Annotated in this window: 18 protein-coding genes; 15 read left to right on the plus strand and 3 right to left on the minus strand. The window is 63.5% G+C overall.

Going from position 1 to position 20,742, the window contains the following annotated elements; all coding sequences use genetic code 11:
- Positions 1-105 precede the first annotated feature (105 nt).
- Complete coding sequence (locus JFN91_RS19130; RefSeq protein WP_199390750.1) at positions 106-903, minus strand: alpha/beta hydrolase family protein; 798 nt, start codon at positions 901-903, stop codon at positions 106-108.
- Positions 904-1,273: 370 nt separating this feature from the next.
- On the opposite strand from JFN91_RS19130, the gene JFN91_RS19135 reads away from it, so the two are divergent.
- Together JFN91_RS19135 and JFN91_RS19140 are read left to right on the plus strand one after the other, a co-directional pair.
- On the plus strand, positions 1,274-1,504 hold the full coding sequence (locus JFN91_RS19135) for a hypothetical protein (protein WP_199390751.1): 231 nt from the start codon (positions 1,274-1,276) through the stop codon (positions 1,502-1,504).
- 127 nt (positions 1,505-1,631) lie between these two features.
- A complete protein-coding gene (locus JFN91_RS19140) occupies positions 1,632-1,961 on the plus strand; it encodes a hypothetical protein (protein WP_199390752.1) in 330 nt (109 codons plus the stop codon).
- Here JFN91_RS19140 and JFN91_RS19145 read toward each other — a convergent pair whose 3' ends face one another.
- Positions 1,962-3,224 (minus strand): glycerate kinase type-2 family protein, encoded by a 1,263-nt coding sequence (locus tag JFN91_RS19145; protein WP_199390753.1) that lies wholly within the window; start codon positions 3,222-3,224, stop codon positions 1,962-1,964. It abuts the gene before it with no gap.
- 217 nt (positions 3,225-3,441) lie between these two features.
- Positions 3,442-3,840: a hypothetical protein gene (locus JFN91_RS19150; RefSeq protein WP_199390754.1), complete on the minus strand. Its 399-nt coding sequence runs from the start codon at positions 3,838-3,840 to the stop codon at positions 3,442-3,444.
- 275 nt (positions 3,841-4,115) lie between these two features.
- Here JFN91_RS19150 and JFN91_RS19155 point away from each other — a divergent pair, with 275 nt between their 5' ends.
- The 13 genes from JFN91_RS19155 (at position 4,116) to JFN91_RS19215 (ending at position 20,720) form a co-directional block, all read left to right on the plus strand.
- A complete protein-coding gene (locus JFN91_RS19155) occupies positions 4,116-5,738 on the plus strand; it encodes a methyl-accepting chemotaxis protein (protein WP_199390755.1) in 1,623 nt (540 codons plus the stop codon).
- Between the two features lie 208 nt (positions 5,739-5,946).
- The gene (locus JFN91_RS19160; RefSeq protein WP_199390756.1) at positions 5,947-6,711 is read left to right on the plus strand and encodes a substrate-binding domain-containing protein; all 765 of its coding nucleotides are present in this window, start codon (positions 5,947-5,949) and stop codon (positions 6,709-6,711) included.
- A 68-nt stretch (positions 6,712-6,779) separates the two neighbouring features.
- Positions 6,780-7,538 carry a substrate-binding domain-containing protein gene (locus JFN91_RS19165; RefSeq protein WP_199390757.1) on the plus strand — a complete coding sequence of 253 codons (759 nt, stop codon included), beginning with the start codon at positions 6,780-6,782 and terminating at the stop codon, positions 7,536-7,538.
- A gap of 42 nt (positions 7,539-7,580) precedes the next feature.
- The gene (locus JFN91_RS19170) at positions 7,581-10,031 is read left to right on the plus strand and encodes a methyl-accepting chemotaxis protein (protein WP_199390758.1); all 2,451 of its coding nucleotides are present in this window, start codon (positions 7,581-7,583) and stop codon (positions 10,029-10,031) included.
- Positions 10,032-10,115: 84 nt separating this feature from the next.
- A complete protein-coding gene (locus JFN91_RS19175; protein WP_199390759.1) occupies positions 10,116-10,790 on the plus strand; it encodes a heavy metal response regulator transcription factor in 675 nt (224 codons plus the stop codon).
- Positions 10,768-12,207, plus strand: coding sequence for a heavy metal sensor histidine kinase (locus JFN91_RS19180; protein WP_199390760.1), 1,440 nt, complete (start codon positions 10,768-10,770; stop codon positions 12,205-12,207). Before JFN91_RS19175 ends, JFN91_RS19180 begins: the two co-directional genes overlap by 23 nt.
- Entirely contained in the window at positions 12,194-14,404 is a 2,211-nt protein-coding gene (locus tag JFN91_RS19185; RefSeq protein WP_236015252.1) for a hybrid sensor histidine kinase/response regulator, read from the plus strand. The genes JFN91_RS19180 and JFN91_RS19185 overlap by 14 nt, the downstream gene beginning before the upstream one ends.
- Positions 14,405-14,500: 96 nt before the next feature.
- Complete coding sequence (locus tag JFN91_RS19190; RefSeq protein WP_199390761.1) at positions 14,501-16,402, plus strand: LTA synthase family protein; 1,902 nt, start codon at positions 14,501-14,503, stop codon at positions 16,400-16,402.
- A 391-nt stretch (positions 16,403-16,793) separates the two neighbouring features.
- A complete protein-coding gene (locus JFN91_RS22120; RefSeq protein WP_328747645.1) occupies positions 16,794-17,081 on the plus strand; it encodes a hypothetical protein in 288 nt (95 codons plus the stop codon).
- Positions 17,082-17,123: 42 nt separating this feature from the next.
- Complete coding sequence (larB, locus tag JFN91_RS19200) at positions 17,124-17,879, plus strand: nickel pincer cofactor biosynthesis protein LarB (RefSeq protein WP_199390762.1); 756 nt, start codon at positions 17,124-17,126, stop codon at positions 17,877-17,879.
- Positions 17,876-19,033 carry a nickel pincer cofactor biosynthesis protein LarC gene (larC, locus tag JFN91_RS19205; protein ID WP_199390763.1) on the plus strand — a complete coding sequence of 386 codons (1,158 nt, stop codon included), beginning with the start codon at positions 17,876-17,878 and terminating at the stop codon, positions 19,031-19,033. The genes larB and larC overlap by 4 nt, the downstream gene beginning before the upstream one ends.
- On the plus strand, positions 19,030-19,479 hold the full coding sequence (locus JFN91_RS19210) for a phosphatidylglycerophosphatase A family protein (RefSeq protein WP_199390764.1): 450 nt from the start codon (positions 19,030-19,032) through the stop codon (positions 19,477-19,479). Before larC ends, JFN91_RS19210 begins: the two co-directional genes overlap by 4 nt.
- Positions 19,476-20,720, plus strand: coding sequence for a competence/damage-inducible protein A (locus JFN91_RS19215; RefSeq protein WP_199390765.1), 1,245 nt, complete (start codon positions 19,476-19,478; stop codon positions 20,718-20,720). Before JFN91_RS19210 ends, JFN91_RS19215 begins: the two co-directional genes overlap by 4 nt.
- Positions 20,721-20,742: the final 22 nt, after the last annotated feature.

Genomic DNA, 20,742 nt, shown 5'->3' on the forward strand with positions numbered 1-20,742 from the left:
TCTTTTGTGAGAGCGGCAACAGCCATCTTCTGCGATTTAAAACAAGAAGGGGGCAGCGCTCGCGCGGTGCCCCCTTCTCTATCGTTGCTGCCAGGATCTCCCACCTCAGCCTGTGAGGCGCCCACCCTGGTTGTTGTCGTTTTTCCGGAGCCCTTCGAACCAGCCAAAGGCGACCGGGTAACGTATGTCATGCTCGCCGTCGAAGATCTCGAAGAAGAAGCGCTCGGCGCCGACCCGCTCCATTTCCCCGATCAGGCGCCGGCTGTGCCGCCAGGACACCAGGGGGTCGAAACGGCCGTGATGCAGCGAGAGGTTGACTCGGGAAAGCTGCTCGGCCATGTTGATCGCGGAACGTTCCCGGTACTCCCGGTCCACCTCGTCGCTCGCCCCGGGTGCACCGCCGCAGCACGCCTCGATATGGGGTGCGTACTCCTGATTTTCCCCGTGCCATGCGGCAAGGTCGGTGATGGGGACCCATGAGCTGACGCCCTTCCACAACTCCGGCGCTGCGGCCGCCGCAAGGAGAGCCGCCATGCCGCCACCACTGCCGCCCAGAAGGAAGAGATTGCCCCGGTCAATCGGGTAGCGCTTCGCGACCGCCTCTACGCCGTCCAGTATGTCCCGTACCGCCAGGGCCGATCCGGCCGTTTGCCGGGCCCTCCTGTTGGTGACCAGGTTGGGTCCGCGAAACTCGGGCAGGAGCAGAGCCCAACCTCGCTCCCGGCACAAGGGCAGCATGCCCTCCAGCTGGTTGTAGCGGTCGTAGCTCCAGGTGTGCAGTCCTACTACCAGCGGTACCGGTCCGGTGCCGCCGGGGTGGTAGAACAGGGCGGGCTCGCTGCCGCCATCCCCGCTCGAGACAAAGGTGATTTCTATTACGCCATCCGGGAGAGTTGCCTTCATGTCGCACCTGCGTTTTCGGATCATCGCTACTGCGCCGGCTGAGCCGGCTGCACGGAAGAAGGCGGCGCCGCGCTTCCGTCGGGCCGAGCCCGATGTGCGATGTTTGTAACAGTCTACAGAAAAACAGTCAAGAATTATTTTAAAATACAGCGCCACTTCTTTAGTCATACGCCGTTAAATAACAACACCAGGGCCTTCTTACCTCATTTGAGGTACCAGAAGAAGCAAATAAGGCATCTGTTTGTCACCCCGGCGCAACAAGCAAAATACCATCTCCTTTAAAATCGCCCCCTTGGCACCTCCAGCAAAAGCTGGCACGGCTAATGCTATAGAAGGACAGAAGTTCAAATTCCTACTAGGAGATTTTCACATGAAAAAGATCGTTTCTTCCGTAGTTGCTGCTCTCGTTGCTGTTGCTTTCGCTGGTGTTGTTTTCGCTGCTGACGCTGCTCCGGCTGCCGCTCCGGCTGCTGAAGTGAAAAAAGAAGAAAAAGCTCCGGTGAAGAAAGCTGCTAAGAAGAAAAAAGCAAAGAAAGCTGCTAAGAAAGCCGAGAAGAAAGAAGCTGCTCCGGCTGCAGAAGCTGCTCCGGCTGCTAAGTAATTCACTTTTCACCTGTAGCATCAAAAGCCGCCCGTTGGTCGACATCGGGCGGCTTTTTTAGTATCACCTGTAGCACGCTGTAAGGTAGCGACTCGCCCCGCGTCGGGGGGCACCTCAGGGGTGTATCATGCGGAAGTTCCTCAGCACCGGGCAGGGATGGGTAACGGCAGGATATGTGCTGGTCGTGGTGCTGGGCTACGTCGACTACCTGACCGGCGACTATTCCCTATTGCTCTTTTACCTCGCCCCGGTGTCCCTGGTTGCCTGGCAGGGAGGGAGGCGCGGTGCACTGCTGGTATCACTGCTGGCAGGCCTTGCGCGCTACGTCTCCGACTATTACAGCCACTCAGCATTGACCTTCAAGCCCTGGCAATCCATGGAAGACACGGCGCTGATCGTCGCGGTTGCCTTCCTGGTCCTGGTGATGAAGAAACTGATGACCGAGAGCCGGGTGTGATCAACCGGTAATGAGAATGGCCCTGAAATCGTTCACGTTGGTGAGCGTCGGGCCGGTCACCAGCGTTTCACCAAGTGCGGCAAAGAAGCCGTGCCCGTCGTTGTCATCGAGGCTGTTCCTGGGGTTGATCCCCAGTTCCCAGGCCCGCGACAACAGGTCCGGGCTCACAAAGCCCCCCGCCGTCTCTTCCTGTCCGTCCACCCCGTCGGTATCACCCGCCACCGCATAGATTCCCTTTTCACCTTGCAGCGCCAGCGCGAGCGCCAACAGGAACTCCACGTTGGGTCCGCCACGTCCGCTGCCGCGCACCGTCACCGTGGTCTCCCCTCCCGACAACACGACGCAGGGCGCGGCAAAAGGCTGCCGGCGCCGTGCCACCTGCAGTGCCAGCGCCGCCAGCACCTTGGCCACCTCTCTCGATTCACCTTCGATCCGGTCACTGAGAATGTGCGCTGCTATGCCGTTGGCCTGCGCAACCTGCGCCGCCGCTTCCAGCGCCGCCTGCGGCGTGGCGACCAGGCGGAACTGCGCGCCGCCCAGGCGCGGGTCGTCCGGCGACACCGATTCGCCGCGCCCGGACTCCAGACAGTCGCGCAACGAGTCGGGCAGCCGGATGCGGTAACGGTCCACGATGGCGAGTGCATCGGCACAGGTGGTAGGGTCGCCGACCGTGGGGCCGGAGGCGATATCGGCAGGACCATCGCCGGGAACATCGGAGATGGCCAGGGTGAGCACGCGGGCCGGGTGGCAGGCGGCGGCAAGCCTCCCCCCCTTGATGGCGGAGAGGTGGCGGCGGACGCAGTTGATCTCGGAGATGCCGGCTCCGCAGCGCAACAACTCCCGGCTGAGCTCCTGCTTTTGCGCCAGGGTAACGCCCGGCAGGGGGAGCGGCAACAGGGCAGAGCCACCGCCGGAAATGAGACAGATAACGAGGTCGTCGCAGGTGAGACCACGCACCAGTTCCAACATCCTTGCCGCCGCCGCGCATCCCGCCTGGTCCGGGACCGGATGCGCGGCGCTCACCACCTCGATGCGCCGGCAGGGCACCTCGTAGCCGTAGCGCGTTACCACGAGCCCCGCCGAGATCTCACCCTCCCAGGCCTCTTCGAAGGCATGCGCCATGGCTGCCGACGCCTTCCCCGCTCCCACTACGATGAGCCTTCCCCTGGGCGGCGCGGGGAGGTGGCGCGCCAGGCAGTACTCGGGACGCGCCGACAAAACGGCGGCTTCAAACATCTGCTGCAACAGCTTGCGCGGCTCCATGGTTCCTCCCGTACGGTGTTGGTCCCTCGATAGATACAACAGCGAGGCGCTCCGGCGCAACGGGGAATGCGCACCAAACAAAAAGGTTCGGACTGATCTCCCCCTCCCGCAAGGGGAGGGGGGACTCAAAGCAGCTCTCCCCGTAATTCCGGCATGAACCACGAAAAAAGCCCGCGGGATGTCCCGCGGGCCCTTGCGCCACCATCGCTTGCTATCTTTAATACTGCTCCCTCTTGATCCAGCCGTACTTCTCCCCCGCATAGAAGTGACCGTGGCAGGAATAGGGCCCGCTATTGTAGATGTCGACCACCATCACCTCGCCGCACACCGGGCAGGGAGGGGTCGGTTGTTCCCTGTTCTTCGCCTCCGCTCTCAGGTCTGCCAGCTGGCTTTCCAGCATCTCGATGCGCGTGACCAGCTCGCGATCCAGCAGGTGTTCCAGGCACCCCTGCACGCCGCATCGCTGCTCTTTGCCGTCCACCAGCACCGGATGCTGACACTCGGTGCAGCTGCAGTCGACCTGGAAATTGCCACACAGCGGGCAGCGGTTCTCTTTGATCTCCGGCAACGCAAAACACCCCGGAGGATAAATGTAGCTCAGAATGGATCGGGGCATGTCTCTTCCTCCCACTGCCAGCCGGCCGCGGCCGATACTGCTGGCCTAAAAGATGTGGAAACGGCACAACGGTTAAAATCCTGCCATAAAAATCTCATAATGCAAAACAGTACCGGTCAACAACCGGTTGGAAGCGCCACGGAGGAATCTGAGCCGCCGGAACGGGCAACGAGTGGGACAAATCGAAGCCCGCCCTTGGAATTGACAGATCTTGTTCTGACAAACCGCACCGATAAGAAGGGGCAAGCAGCACCAATGAAAGATGAGGAGGAACTATGCTGGCAAATCTCAAAGTGGGAACAAAATTGCTTTCGGCCTTTCTGCTGGTCGCGGTGATGAGCGCGGCGGTCGGCGGCATAGGCATTCTAAAAATCCGTCAGATCGACGACGCCGATACCCATCTCTACGAGGGGATCACCGCGCCATTGGGCGATGTCGCCCAGATGTCCATCGCTTTCCAACGGGTCCGCATCAACCTGCGCGATTTCGTGGAGGCAAAGCAGGAGGGCGAACGGCAGGAAGCGCTGGCAACGATACAGAAGCTGCGCAAGGAGGTCGGGGAGCGTGCGGAAAAGTTCAAAAGGGCCCTCGACAACGACGAGGAAAGCAAGCGCTTCAACGACTTCATTGAGTCGCGCAAGATCTACGGGGGGTACATAGACCAGGTCACCGGCCTGGTCCAGGCAGGCAAGGTCGAGCAGGCGATGGACCTCATGCACGGGGAGGCAAAAAAAGCGGCCCTGCACGAACAGGAGCAGCTCAACAAGCTGATGGAACTGATGGAAGGTCAGGGCAAAGCCGCCTCGCACGAGAACACGAAAGTGGCTAACGCCGCCGTCCTGGTGATGACCGTGCTCGTGATCGCCAGCTTGATCATCGCCATCGCCTGCGGGTTGGTGATCACCAGGATGATTACCAGCCCGCTCCAGGCAGCCGTAGCGGCCGCCAGCGCCATCGGTGCCGGCGACCTCACCGTGACCATCGAGGCCAGCTCCGGCGACGAGACGGGACAGCTCATGAATGCACTGAAGGCGATGGCGGCTAACCTGCGCAGCACCATTGGCAGGGTCGCCGACACCTCGGCCCAGGTCGCCTCCGCGTCCAACCAGTTGCACGCGACCTCGGATCAGATCGCCACCGGTGCCGAGGAGGTGGCGGCCCAGGCCGGCACCGTCGCCACGGCAGGGGAAGAGATGTCGGCAACCTCTTCTGACATAGCGCGCAACTGCCAGATGGCGGCAGAGGGGGCCAAACGCGCCTCCAGGACCGCCGAAAACGGGGCAGAGGTGGTTCAAGGCACGGTAACGGTTATGGACCAGATCGCTGCGAAGGTGCAGGAAACTTCCAGGACCGTCGAGAGTCTGGGCGAGCGCAGCGACCAGATCGGGGCCATCATCGGCACCATAGAGGACATCGCGGACCAGACCAACCTGCTGGCGCTCAATGCCGCCATCGAGGCGGCCCGGGCCGGGGAGCAGGGACGCGGCTTTGCCGTGGTAGCGGACGAGGTGCGCGCCCTGGCGGAAAGGACCACCAAGGCCACCAGGGAGATCGGCGAGATGATCAAGGCGATCCAGAGCGAGACCAGGGGGGCCGTCGTCGCCATGGAAGAAGGGGTGCAGCAGGTGCAAAGCGGCACCGCCGAAGCGGCCAAGTCGGGAAGCGCGCTGCAGGAGATCCTGGAGCAGATCAACGACGTGGCCATGCAGATCCACCAGGTGGCTACGGCAGCCGAAGAACAGACGGCGACCACCAGCGAGATCTCCAGCAACATCGTGCAGATAACCCAGGTCGTGCAGCAGACCTCGCAGGGAGCACAGGAATCCGCCGCTGCGGCAGCACAGTTGCGTACCAACTCCGAGGAACTGCAGCAGCTGGTGCACCAGTTCCGGCTTTAGCTGTCCAGAAAGGAGCCGGGCTTTCCCGGCTCCTCCTCCCGCCCCACACTACTGCCACTGTCTCAAGAAGAACCTCTCCCTGTCACAACCTCGTCACAGTCCACTCAAATATTAACTTTCAAGTTTCGTTACAGCGTGTCGAATAGAGCACTTGCGGTTAACTGACAATGGGCTTTGATACTTCATCTTGAACCTAGGAGGAATAACTATGAGAACAATGCGTGTTGCGGCAGCGATTATTGTGTCCGTACTGGCAGGTATCGCCGCCCAGGCCGGCGCCGAGGAGCTGAAGATCGGAGCAGGGGGCGCGCCCACCGAGAATATCCTGAAGCCGATCCGCACGGCTTTCGAGCAGGCCTCCGGCCTCAAACTCTATATCGTCGCCTCCGGTCCGAAGAACGCTTTCGTGGATCTGCAGAAAGGGGACGTGGACGCCGCCGCGGCAGGGCTCAGCTACCAGGACTGGCTGGCGCTGATGAAGAAAGAAGGAGCGGAGGTGGCACAACCGGCTGCCTTCAACCCCGTCGTCGTCGGCAAGGACAAGATCAAGGTGCTGGTAAACAAGGAGAACAAGGTCAGCCAACTGAGCGCCGAACAGTTGCAGGGGATCTTCTCGGGGGAAATCGCTTCGTGGAAGGAGGTCGGCGGAGAGGATGTGCCGATCCTGGTGGTGGTCGGCAAGCTGACGCCGGGCACGAACAGCATGTTCTTCAAGAAGTTTCTGGGTGACAAGGCGGTCGCCAAGGACGTCATCGACGCCACCACGGCCGAGGACGTCAGGCTCAACGTTGCCTCGAACCCCTCCGCCATCGGCTTCGGCCCCCTCTCCCTGGTGGACGAGTCGGTCAAGGCGGTGCAGGCGCCGGAACTGTCGCGCGACATCACCCTGCTCACCAAGGGAAAGCCCTCGGCCAAGGTGCAAAAGCTGCTCGACTTCATCAACGGCGAGGGGAAAAAGTACATCAAGCAGTAACGCGTCGGTTGCAGCCGACGCTATTTTCCGTCTCGCTAGAGACCCACTAAACCAGGAGGGGACGCAGTATGAAAAGAGGTATCATCTGTCTGGCACTTGTTGCATCGATGGCCTTTGTCAGCACCGCCATGGGCGAAGAGATCAAGGCGGGGGGGGGCGGCGCCCCCATCGACGGCTATCTGAAACCGGTGAAGGAAGCCTTCGAGAAGAGCACCGGCATCACGCTGAACCTCAACTTCAGCAGCGCTACCCTCGCCTTCAAGCAACTGGTGGCCGGGGAGCTGGACCTTTCCACAGCCGGCCTCGCCTACCCCGACCTGGTAAAGACCGCCAAGAAGGAAAACATCGAGGTTGCCGATCCCTCCGCCTACGTCGCCACCGAGATCGGCGCCAGCAAGATCTACACGGTGACCCACAAGGACAACCCGGTCGCCGCCCTAACCATGGACCAGATGAAGGGGATCTTCACCGGCAAGATCACCAACTGGAAGGAGGTGGGAGGCAACGACGCCCCCGTCCTCATCGTGCTTTCCTCGATCAACCCCGCCACCAACGCCGCCTTCAAGAAACTCGCCATGGGTGACGCTCCCTTCGCCACCGACGTGGTCGATGCGGGCAGGTTTGAAGACGTGCGCGAAAAGGTCGCCGCCAACCCGGAGGCCATCGCTTTCGGCCCGGTCACCATGCTGGATGCCACCATCAAGACCGTGAAGACCCCGGACGTGGCGCGGCCGGTGATCGTGGTCACCAAGGGCGCACCCTCTGCCAAGGTGCAGAAGCTGATCTCCTTCATCAAGGGTGAGGGACAGCAATACATAAAGCAGTAAAGAACACCGGTTTCCCCAGCGCCCATAGAGTGGAGTAGATGCATGACTATCAAGACCAAGCTGACCCTGAACGTAATCACCGTGATCCTCATCGTCGCCGGAGTCGCCATCGCCAGCATCGTCGGCATGCGCTTTGTCGACAGCAAGCTCCAGGATCTCACCCAGCGCAGCACCCCGTTCCAGATGAGAACGGTAGAGTTCCAGCGCGAAATCCAGGAGGCAACGGCCGACCTGATCAAGGCCAGCGCATCCCGAAGCCGCACCGAGTTCGAGACAGGGAAAACCGAGGCCGAGAAATCGCTCGCCGTGGTGGAAAAGGGGCAGGGTGCGCTGCAGGCCCTTTCCGGGGACGTGAAGCTCGAAGCGCACCAGGCGCTGACCAGCATCGCCGGCGAGATCTTCACCGTCACCAGGGGAAAACTGCAGGCCGAGGAGGACGCCGCCGCCGCCAACAAGGCCATCACCGAGCGGATGCGCGAGGCCACCACGCGCCTCAAGGAACTGGATGCCAAGATCAAGGGGCTGCAGTCCTCCAGCTCCACCTCTTACAGCAGGTCGGTGACCGAGACCAAGGGGGTCTCGGACCGGGTGCGCAACGTGGAGGCGCTCAAGCTGACCCTGAAGGATTTCCACCTGGGGCTCATGGAGGTGAGCAAGGCACAAGGGAAGAAGGCGGTCCTCATCTCGCTGGCCAAGTGCAACTCGGCGATGAACAAGGCGCTGCAAAACGAGCTGGCGAAAAACTCCGGCAGCATCTCGGCCGACCTCAAGTACCTGAACAGCAAGATCGCACCGTTCGGCAAGGCGCAAGGGGCCGCGGTCGAGCCCGGCGCCACCGACACTTCGGCGCGGGACCAGCTCTTCTCCGAGATCACCCAGAAAATGAACGCGGTGAACCTGGTCCTGGAGCAGGAGGCGGCCATGGCGGCGGACACCCTTGCCTCGGAAAGCCACAAGCAGTCCTCCTATTTCAACAACTCAACCGTGGCCACCTCGGTGATGGCAGGCAATTCCGAGCTCCTCTCGCTCGGGCTCAAGGTGGACGGGCTCGCCTCGCGCCTGTTCACCGCGGGGAGCGCCAAGGACGTCGTCGCCATCGAGGCCGAGCTGAACGGGATCTTCGGGCGCATCGGCCAGGTGGACGCCCAGCTCGCCAAGTCGCTCGCCAGGCTGAACGCGCGGGGCGAGGCGGCGCTGCTGCACCAGGCGGAGGGGGCGCTCTCCGCCATCAAGGGGCTGCTCTTCGTGAAAGACGGCGTTCTCTCCAAGATTCGCAACCGGCTCGACATGGAGGCCAAGGCGGCCGCCGCCATGGGTAAACTGCGCGAGATCGTCAAGCAGCAGGCGGAGAGCGGGCAGAAAACGGTGAGCGTCGCCCAGGTGGACCAGGAAAAGGCGATCACCACCGTGAACAAGATGGTGCGTTTCTCCACGCTGCTCATCGCCGCCATCAGCCTCGGCGCCGTCCTGTTCGGCATCATCTTCGGCATCTGGGTGTACCGCTCCATCTCCAGACCGCTGGCCCAGCTCCTCTCCGTATCGCAGGCGGTGGCCAAGGGGGATCTTGCCGTGCAGATCGACAGCAAGAGCGGCGACGAGGTGGGCAAGGTGCAGCTCGCCATGGGGGAGATGGTGCACAACCTGAGGGGGATGGTGGGCAAGATCAAGGACGCCACCCAAAGCCTGGCCAGCAGTTCCGAGGAGCTCTCGGCGACGGCGGTGGCCCTGGAGCAGGGGGCCGAAGAGCAGACCGCCCGCATCGACCACTCCGCGACCGCCATGACCGAGATGACCCAGACCACCATAGAGGTCGCGCGCAACTCCAGCGACACCTCGGATGCGGCCACCAAGATGAAAGGGATCGCGGAACGCGGCAAGCACGCCATGACCGAAACGGCGCGGGAACTGGACCGCTTCGCCGAATCGGTGCAGCAGGCGGCCCAAAAGGTGGAGTTGCTGGGGAAACAGTCCGAAGAGATATCCGACGTGGTCACCCTGATCAACGACATCGCCAATCAAACCAACCTCCTTGCCCTGAACGCGGCCATCGAGGCGGCGCGGGCCGGCGAGCAGGGGCGCGGCTTCGCCGTGGTCGCCGACAACGTGCGGGAACTGGCCGAGCGGACCGGGACCGCGACCCAGGAGATTGCCCAGACCGTGAAGACCATGCAGAACAGCGTCCGCTCTTCAGTCGAGTACATGCACGAAGAACGGGAGTCGGTGCAGAAGGTCCAGGGGCAGGTGCAGCAGACCCTGGCGGCCATCGGCGAGATCGTGAGCTACGTGGAGCAGGTCGCGGACATGGTGCAAAGGATCGCGGTGGCCGCCGAGGAGCAGTCCTCCACCAGCGGCGAGGTGTCGCAGAACATGGAGGGGGTGCACCAGATCGCCAACGAGCTCAGAAGCTCCTTCACCGACATCAGGCACTCCTCGGGGGGCCTGTCCCAGCTCGCCACCGAATTAAACGGCATGGTGGGATGGTTCAGGGTGTAGACGCTGTTTTTTATTATAGTTATCGCGTCCGGCTCTCCAATGATATATACTCTTGCGGGTAATTCATGAGCAGTGGGGAGTCGGATGCGCATCCTGATCATCGAAGACGAGCACAAGGCCGCCAACTACCTGAAAAAGGGGCTTACCGAGAACGGTTTCAGCGTCGATATCGCCAACGACGGCGAGGACGGCCTGCACCTGGCCATGACCGAGCAGTACGACCTGATCATCCTCGACGTCATGCTCCCCATCAAGGGGGGGTGGGCCATCATTCAGGAGCTCAGGGAGGCGGGCAAGGAAGTCCCCGTGATCTTCCTCTCGGCGCGCGACGCGGTGCACGACCGGGTGCACGGCCTGGAACTTGGCGCCGACGACTACCTGGTGAAACCCTATGCCTTCTCGGAACTGCTGGCGCGGATCAGGATCATCCTGCGCCGGCACCCGCTGCAGCAAAGCGAGCTTTTGAAGCTTGCGGACCTGGAACTGGACCTGGTCCGGCACAAGGCCCGGCGCGGCGGCCAGACCCTCGACCTGACCGTCAAGGAATTCCAGCTGCTGGCCTTGATGCTCAGGCGCCGCGGCGAGGTCCTCTCCCGCACCACCATATCGGAACAGGTATGGGGCATCAACTTCGACAGCGACACCAACGTGGTGGATGTCGCCATCAGGAGGTTGAGGAAAAAAGTGGACGACCCGTTCCCCCTGAAGCTCATCCAAACCATCAGGGGGGTCGGCTATGTCATCGACGAAGCGGTCTGACCTCCCCCGCTCCAACTCGATCACCGCGCGTCTGGTCGGTTTCTACCTGGTCGCCACCCTGCTGATCCTCCTGTGCACCAACTGGTTCCAGTTCAAAGCCCTGTACAAAGACCTCGACTACGAGGACAACGATTTCCTGGTGGAGCGGATCGGGACGCTCAGGGACATCATCGCCCGCCATCCCGATGCCCTGCGGGACCAGATCCCGACCAAGGGGCCGGGGCAGCCGAGCCGGAACCTGGTGCGGGTCCAGGATGCCGAGGGACGCACCCTGATGCAGTCCCCGGAGATGGCGGGGCTGGCGGTCGAGCTGTTCCCTCCGGCGGTGACCAGGGCCGAGAAGATCAGCCGCGGCCGTAAGTACCGCGCTCCCGACAAACGGCACTACCTGCTCAATGCCGCCTGGGCGGAGCGGGACGGCAATCCCCACTACCGGCTGATCCAGATTGCGCTGGAGATCACCGACGAAGACGCCCTGATGTCGAAGTACCTGATCCGGACCGCGGCGGCGGTGGTGACCGGCCTGCTGCTGGCGGCACTTTCCGGCGTCGCGATCGCACGCCGGGGATTGCGGCCGCTACAGGAGATGGCGGAAAAGGTGGCGCACATCACCGAGGCGGACCTGCACCAGCGCATAGGGACCGCGAGCTGGCCGCGCGAACTGGACCAGCTTACCGTGGCGCTGGACGCCATGCTGGGGCGGCTGGAGGAATCCTTCGGCCGACTTTCCGAATTCTCCGCCAACCTGGCCCACGAGCTGCGCACCCCGATCAACAACCTGCGCGGCGAGGCGGAGGTGGCACTCTCCCGGGCGCGCTCGGAGGAGGAGTACCGCCGCATCATCGAGTCGGCCATCGAGGAATACGAGCGCCTGTCGCGCATGGTGGGCGACATCCTTTTCCTGGCGCGTCCCGACCGGACCCACCAGCCGGTGCTGATCGACGCGCGGGTAGAGGTGGAGCGGCTGGCGGAGTACTACGGCAACCTGGCCGAGGAGCAGCACACGGCCATCGTCATCGAGGGGAACGGCAAGGTGAGCGTCGACCCCAACCTGTTCCAGCGCGCCGTGGGCAACCTCATCTCCAACGCCCTGCACTACGGCTCCCGGTTCGGGGAGATCAGGGTGAAGCTGCGGGGCACCGACGACGGGGGGCTGGAAATCGCCGTCGAGGACGACGGCATGGGTGTCGATCCCGCCGAGCTGCCGCGCGTGTTCGACCGGTTCTACCGCTCGCCGCAGGCCCGCCAGATCTACAACCAGGGGAGCGGACTGGGCCTCGCCATCGTACGCTCCATCATGAACCTTCACGGCGGCACCGCCTCGGTCGCCAGCCGCCCCGGCGCGGGAACCGTGGTAACCCTGCGTTTCCCGGCGCCCTCAAACGGGGAGACAGGAGCATCCGTTGCCCAAACATGACCAGGAACCTGCGGGCGCCGCTTCACCCGGAGCCCCGCTGATCCAGAAGCAGGCCGTCCGCATCGTGGCGATCTACGCCATCTTCGGGCTGTCCTGGATCTACGGGTCCGACCACATCATCGACCTGCTCATCGAGGACAAGGGGACGCTGCTGCAGATTGCCGTCGCCAAGGGGTTCGTTTTCATCCTCTGCACCGCCACCCTGCTCTACGTCCTGATCAACCGCCTGCTGGGGCAGCTTGCCGCCGCCGACCGCGGCCGGCGGGAAAGCCTGGAGCGCCTGAGCCAGAAGAACGCGCAGTTGCGCCTGTTCTTCGAGGCCGCGCCCGCTTCCCTGGCCATGTTCGACCGCGACATGCGCTACATGGAGGTGAGCCGTCGCTGGCTGTCCATGTACGGCCTGGGGGATCGCGACATCCTGGGGCTGTCGCACTACCAGGTCTTCCCCGAAATCCCTCAGTACTGGAAAGAGTGCCATCGCCGGGGCCTGGCCGGGGAGACCCTCCGGGCGGAGGCGGACGAGTTCCGGCGCGCGGACGGCTCGCTGCAGTACGTCAGGTGGGAGATCCACCCCTGGTATCAGGCGGCGGGCGAGGTGGGCGGGATCGTCATCTTCACCGAGGACATCACCGAAAGAATGAGGTTCGAGACGGCGCTCCAGGCCAACGAACGGTTTCTGCGCCTTTTGACCGACCACCTGCCGGGGCTGGTAGGCTACTGGAACGCGAACCTGACCTGCGGCTTCGCCAACAGGCCCTACCGCGAGTGGTTCGGCAAGAATTCTGACGAGATCATCGGCACCACCATGCGCGAGCTCCTGGGGGAAGAGCTTTTCGCCCAGAACGAGCCGCACGTGCGCGCGGTCCTGGCGGGAGAGCCCCAGCATTTCCAAAGAACGCTGCAGCGCGACGGGGAGACCGCCTACGTCTGGTCCCACTACATTCCCGACGTGGTGGACGGCACCGTGCGCGGCTTTTACGTGCTGGTATCCGACGTCACCGAGCTGAAACGGGCCGAGGCTGAAAGGCAGAGGCTGGAGCACCAGCTGCAGCAGTCCCAGAAGATGGAGTCGGTCGGTCGGCTGGCCGGAGGCGTCGCGCACGACTTCAACAACCTGCTCACGGTCATCATGGGGCTGGCCCAGCTGGGGATGCGGGAACTGGGACCGGGACACCCGACGCTGGTGCGACTGGAGGGGATCCGCCAGGCCGCGGACAAGTCTGCGGCGCTCACGAGCCAGCTTTTGGGCTTTGCCCGCAAGCAGACCATCGCACCCAAGGTGCTCAACCTGAACGGCGCGGTGGAAGAGATGCTGAAGATGCTCAAGCGCCTGGTGGGAGAGGACATCGACCTCGCCTGGAACCCCGGCAAAGAGCTCTGGAGCGTCTGCATGGATCCCTCGCAGTTGGACCAGATCCTGGCCAACCTCTGCGTCAACGCGCGCGATGCCATCGCCGACGTCGGCAAGATCACCATCGAGACCGGCAACGTCTCCTTCGACGCTAAGTACTGCAACGCCCACTTCGAGTTCGTGCCGGGGGATTACGTCCTGCTGGCGGTAAGCGACGACGGCTGCGGCATGGACCAGGAGACCATGGCCCAGATCTTCGAGCCCTTCTTCTCCACCAAGGAGATCGGGCGGGGAACCGGGCTGGGGCTGGCCACCGTGTACGGCATCGTGAAGCAGAACAACGGCTTCATCAATACCTACAGCGAGCCGGGGAAAGGGACGACCTTCAAGATTTACCTGCCGCGCCACGCCGAACAGGGAGCACGCCCCGTACCGGAGGCCGCCGCGCCGGTCCGTGGCGGCAGCGAAACCATCCTGCTGGTCGAGGACGAACCGAGCATCCTGAACGTCACCGTGTCGCTGTTGGCCCTGCAGGGCTACCATGTGCTGCCGGCATCGAAACCGGGGGATGCGCTGAAGGTGGCGCAGGAGTACGGCGACCGGATCGACCTGGTGATCACCGACGTGGTGATGCCGGACATGAACGGCAGGGAGCTGGTGCGCAGGCTGCTCCCCATCTGTCCCCAGGTCAAGTGTCTCTACATGTCCGGCTATACCGCCAACGTCATCGCACACCACGGCGTGCTGGACCAGGGGGTGAACTTCATCTCCAAACCGTTCACCAGCAACGATCTGGCGGCCAAGGTGCGGGCTGTGCTCGACGCGAAAGGGGAACAGGACGGGTAGTACATGACGCAAATGTCATCTTTTTGCAATGTAACGGCAAGGCGCTTTGCCTTATTATGTGCGTTGTTTTGTCACTAGAACTTAAAGAGGTTAACTATGCCACAACGACGACTGGGTCTGGTCGCCTTCGTCTCCTGTACCTTCCTCGCAGTTTCCACCGCCATCCGCATCATGCTGGCGGCCGCCACCCCGAAAGGGGCCGGCCTCAAACTCTCGCTGCTGCTCAAGGCCGCGGCTGCAGGTTTCTACTTCGACCTGGCCACGCTTGCCTACGCCATCGTGCCGCTGGCGCTGTACCTGATCCTGGTCCCGCGCAAGGTGGCCACGCACCGCTGGCACTTATGGCTGGTGCGCTTCTTGTTTGCCATCTTCGTCGGCGTGCTGATCTTCGACATCTGCGCGGAGTACATCTTCTTTGACGAATTCGGCACCCGCTTCAACTTCATCGCCATCGACTACCTGGTCTACACCCAGGAGGTGGTCGGCAACATCCGCGAGTCCTACCCGCTTTCGGCCATCTTCTCCGGGATCGGCGCGGTCGCGGCGGCGGTCTGCTGGGTGCTGAGAAAGCCGCTGACCCGCGGTGCGGAGCTGACCTTCAACGGCGCCTATCACCGCACCGGGTTCCTGCTCCTGCTCCCCGTGGTGCTCTCCTACGGTGTGGTCAACATCTCCCAGTCGACCATCTCCAAGAACAACTACGCCAACGAGATCGCGGGCAACGGGGTCTACAACCTCTTCGCAGCCTTCATCAACAACGAGCTCCCCTTCACCAGGTTCTACCGCACCCTGCCGCAGAACCAGGTGAACGCGCGGCTGAGAACCCTGGTCGCGGAGCGAAACAACAGCTTCGTCGATCCCAAGTCCGAGCGTTTCACCCGCACCATCCGCGCCGAGGGGCCCGAAAAGCACCTGAACGTGGTGGTGGTGATCGAGGAGAGCCTGTCGGCCGAGTACCTGGGCACCTTCGGCAACAACAAGGGGCTGACCCCGAACCTGGACCGTCTGGCGCCCCAGTCGCTGTTCTTCACCAACCTCTACGCCAACGGCACCCGCACCGTGCGCGGCCTGGAGGCCCTCACCCTCTCGGTGCCCCCGCTCCCCGGCACCTCGATCGTGAAGCGTCCCAACAACGGCGGCTTCCGCTCCTGGGGCGAGATCATGAACGCGAAAGGATACCAGTCCAAGTACATCTACGCCGGACACGGCTACTTCGACAACATGAACGCCTTCTTCTCGGGAAACGGCTACTCCATCGTGGACCGCACCGACTTCGCCAAGGACGAGATCAGCTTCGCCAACGTCTGGGGCGTGTGCGACGAGGACCTGTTCCGCAAGGTGATCAAGGAAGGGGACAAGTCGTTCGCCGCCAAGAAGCCGTTCTTCTCCATGGTGATGACCACCTCCAACCACCGCCCCTTCACCTATCCGGCGGGGAGGATCGACATCCCGGCCAAGAAGGGGCGTAACGGCGGGGTGAAGTACGCCGACTACGCCATCGGCAGGCTGATAGCCGAGGCGAGCAGCAAGCCGTGGTTCAAGGACACCATCTTCGTCATCGTCGCCGACCACTGCGCCGGCAGCGCCGGCAAGACCGACATCCCGATCAAGAAGTACGAGATCCCGCTGCTGGTCTACTCACCGGCACACATCAAGCCGGCCAAGGTCGACAAGATGATGAGCCAGATCGACGTCGCCCCCACCGTGCTGGGCCTGATGAACATGAGCTACCAGAGCGACTTCCTCGGGCATGACGTGTTCAAGGATTCCGGCCAGGCCCCGCGCGCCTTCATCTCGACCTACCAGAAGCTCGGCTACCTCACCGACAACGAGCTCCTGGTGCTGGGGCCGAGGCAGTACGCGGCGCAGTACAAGGTGGACAGGAAAACCGGCGACGCCAAGAGCGAGCCGGTGACGGATAACATGCTGGCGGACATGCTGGCCTACTACCAGGGCGCGGACTACCTGTACCAGCACAGGTTGAACCGGATCCGGTAGGGACGGACGGGCCAGGCGGGGTATACCTGCCGCAACGAGCTACAACGACAAACGGGACGCAGCCCAAGGGCTGCGTCCCGTTTTCTTTTGCCAGCTATTCCCGGGTTCCCAAGCTCAAGCTTGGGAACCCCATATGGTGCAAAGCTCCAGCTATGTATCCGAGGAAGCTGGAGCTTCTGAAAGGCTTTGCGTTCCCAAGGTGGACCTTGGGAACGAGATCAAACGAGATCAAAGGGGGGCCGCCTTGGGTAGGGAGAGGCAAATCCCCCCTGTCCCCCCTTCGCAAAAGGGGGGAACGTAGTGGCTCGTGCAATTCTTCGGAAGCACATCACGCTCACTGCACCTTTGTCCCCGCCAAGCAAACTATAACCATACGCCTGGTTCCGACGTGGTGACTTGGCTGAAAGAAGCGGGCAAAGGGTATCAGACCAGGGCCAACAGGATCCTTCGCACGGTTATGGAAGCACAGCGCAAGAAGGGAATGGCCTCCTCTGCCGGCAGAAAGAGATCCGGCACTCACTCCCCCCCCCTCAAAGGCCTCCTCTACAGGGAGGCTTTTCCTTTATACTCCGGCACGTTGCAAAGCAGTGACACAACCCGCCCCGCCGTCTCTCAGAAAATTTCCTGCTCCTGCCAAAAATCGCATTTTTTAGCAGCGAATCCTCCCTTTGTATGTTAGCCTTAATCCCATTTTCCAACCTCCGGAGGCGGCTTCATATTCATGCAAAACAAGGTCATTGAAAAGGTCCTCCAGGAAGTACGTGAGGGGGCACTCGACGTCCCCCAGGCGCTGGAGAGATTGAAACACCTCCCCTTCGAAGATGTCGGCTGCGCCACGGTAGACCACCACCGCACGTTGCGCCAGGGATTCCCGGAAGTTATCTTCGGGCAGGGCAAGAGCGTGGTCCAGATGCGCACGATAGTCGAGGCGCTCCTCGCCAAGGGCGGCAATGTCCTCGCCACCAGGGTGAACCGTGCCAAGGGTGCGAAACTTAAAGAACTCTTCCCGCAGGCGGTCTACCACGCCGACGCGCGCGCCCTCACCATCGAACAGCACCCGGTCGAGTTGCGCGGCCGGGGCAAGGTGCTGGTGGTCTGCGCCGGCACCTCCGACATCCCGGTGGCGGCCGAGGCGGTCCTCACCGCGCAGATGATGGGCAACGAGGTGGAGAAGGTCTACGATGTGGGCGTGGCCGGCTTGCACCGCCTGCTGGCGCGGCGCGGCACGCTCGCGGAAGCATCGGTTATCATCGTCGTGGCCGGGATGGAAGGGGCGCTCCCGTCCGTCGTGGGCGGCCTGGTGGACAAACCGGTGATCGCGGTGCCGACCTCGGTGGGCTACGGCGCCTCCTTCGGCGGCGTGGCGGCACTGCTCGGCATGCTCAACTCCTGCGCCGCCGGGGTAACGGTGGTGAACATAGACAACGGTTTCGGGGCGGCCTACGCGGCGAGCCTCATGAACAGGATTCACGGATGAAGGTACTGTATTTCGATTGCTTCGCCGGGATCGCAGGCGACATGACCGTGGCCGGCCTGATCGAACTCGGACTCCCGCTGGAGACGCTGCAACAGGAACTTTCCTCGCTGCCGCTGTGCGGCTACACACTGGAAAGCCGCAAAGTCGAGCGCCACGGCGTGGCCGGGACCTCCTTCAAGGTCACCCTCACCGAAGAGGACCAGCCGCACCGCCACTACTCCGGCATCGCCGCGATGATCGAGAAGTCCGCCCTCAAGCCGCGGGTCAAGGAACTCTCCCAGCGCATGTTCCTGAAGCTGGCGCAGGCCGAAGCGAGCGTGCACGGCGTGCCGCTGGAGCGGGTGCACTTCCACGAGGTGGGGGCCGTCGACTCCATCGTGGACATCGTCGGCACCGCCATCGGCCTGGACTACCTGGGCATCGACCGGGTCTGCGCCTCGGGCCTTCCCTACGGCCACGGCTTCGTGAAGACCGCGCACGGCCTCCTTCCCGTCCCGGCGCCCGCCACCGCGAAGCTGATGGAGGGGATCCCGCTCGGCCCCGACGTGGGCCCCGGCGAACGGGTCACGCCGACCGGCGCGGCCATCGTCGCGGCGCTGTCTGACAGCTTCGGTCCTCCCCCGGGGATGACCGTCGCGGGGACCGGCTACGGCGCCGGGGAAAAGGACTTCCCGGAGCTCCCCAACCTGCTCCGGCTGGTACTGGGCGAGAGCGCGGAGGCAAAAGAGGCCCAGGAGGTACTGGTCCTCGAAACCCACATCGACGACATGCCCGCGGAGATCTTTGGTTTCCTCATGGAGAGGCTCATGGAGGCGGGGGCGCTGGACGTCGCCTTCTCGCCGCTGCAGATGAAGAAGAACCGCCCCGGCACCCGGCTCACCGTGATCGCGAAGCCGGGCGACCTGGAGCAACTCTCCGGCATCATCCTGGCGGAATCGAGCGCCATCGGCCTGCGCTACTACCCGGCCGGCCGGATCACCCTCCCCCGCTCGTGCGAGACGCGGGCGACCTCGCTGGGCGAGGTGCGGGTCAAGGTGCTGGGCAACGGGCGGGTGACACCGGAGTACGACTCGTGCCGGGAGATCGCCATCCAGAAGAGGATGCCGCTGGTCGAGGTGTACCGGACGGTGGAGAGGGAGTGCGGCAAGGGATGAAGAAGTTCGTGATAATCACCGCCACCTGGTTCGGCACCGGCTTTTCCCCCTTTGCCTCGGGAACGGTCGGGACCGTCGGCGCCATACCGTTGTTCCTGCTCCTGTCGGGCATGCCGCTGTGGCTTTACCTGGTCACCACGGTCGCTTTCACGCTGTTTGCCTGCTGGAGCGCCGGTTTCGGCGAAGAGCTCTGGGGCGAGCACGACTCGGGCAAGATCGTCATCGACGAGGTGGCCGGCTACCTGGTGACCATGACCGCGGTCCCGGTGACCTGGCAGGGAATCCTGGCGGGCTTCATCATGTTCCGCATCTTCGACATCCTGAAACCGCAGCCGGCGCGCTGGTTCGACCGCTCGCTGAAAAACGGCTACGGCGTGGTGCTGGATGACATCGTCGCCGGCATCTACGCCTGCGCCGCCACGCACCTGGTACTGAGGCTTTTGTGAGGGTCGCCATCCTTTCCATAGGGGACGAACTGCTCACCGGCGAGGTGACCGACACCAACGCGAGCCACATCGCGGGGCGGATCTACGACTGCGGCGCGCGCGTCTTTCGGCACCTGACCGTCCCGGACGACGAGGAGGCGATCGCGCAGGCCCTCACCGAGCTGGCCGCGGCGAGCGACGCGGTCATCGTGACCGGCGGGCTCGGCCCCACCCCCGACGACTACACCGCCCAGGCCGCGGCACGGGCGGCGGGGGTCGAGCTGGAGTTGTCCCAGACGGCGCTGGACCACCTGGCGGAGTTTGAAAAGAGGATCGCCAGGCCGCTGCACCCGGCCAACCGGCGCCAGGCGCTTTTTCCGCACGGGTCCCGGCTCATCCCGAACCCGCTGGGGACCGCCTGCGGCTTCGTGATCGCACTCGAGCAGGCGGAACTCTTCTTCCTCCCGGGGGTCCCGTACGAGATGGAGCGCATGCTGGCGGACACGGTGCTCCCCGAGCTTTCCAAGCGGCTCCCCGCCCCCTGGCGACGCATCACGCTGAAGGTGTTCGGCATCCCCGAGGCGGCCATCGCCGAGCAGTTGCAAGGCGCCTTCCCGGCGGACGCCCCCGTGCAACTCGCCTACTGCGTGAAGTACCCCGAGATCCACGTGATCCTGCGCGCGGCCGCGGAAAATGCACGCCCCCTGGAGCAGGCGGCCGCCGAGGTGAGAAGGAGGCTGGCCCGGTACCTGTTCGCGGAGGACGACGACACGATGGACGAGGTGCTGGCACGGCTGTTCCGGGAGAGCGGGCTGACCCTGGCGCTGGCCGAGTCCTGCACCGGCGGCATGATCGCCGCGCGCATCACCGCCATGGCCGGCAGCTCCGCCTACTTCCTGGAAGGGAACGTGACCTACAGCAACGCCGCCAAGAGCCGGATGATCGCGGTCCCCCCGGAGCTGATCGAACGCCACGGGGCGGTCAGCGCCGAGGTCGCCCGCGCCATGGCCGAAGGTACCCGCAAGACCTGCGGCAGCGACCTGGCCCTGTCGGTGACCGGCATCGCCGGGCCGGACGGCGGCACGCCGGATAAGCCGGTGGGCACGGTGTACGTCGCCCTGGCCGACGCCGCGTCCTGCCGGGTCGAACGCTGCAATTTCCAGGGAGACCGGGCCCGGGTCCGCTCCATAACCTGCTTTACCGCGCTGAACTGGCTGCGCGAACACCTCCTCACCCGCCATGGAGCAGCGGTCCCCGAATGACGGGGCCATAACAAATGCTGGT

Origin of the sequence: Geomonas anaerohicana (assembly GCF_016458305.1) — a bacterium.
GTDB lineage: Bacteria > Desulfobacterota > Desulfuromonadia > Geobacterales > Geobacteraceae > Geomonas > Geomonas anaerohicana.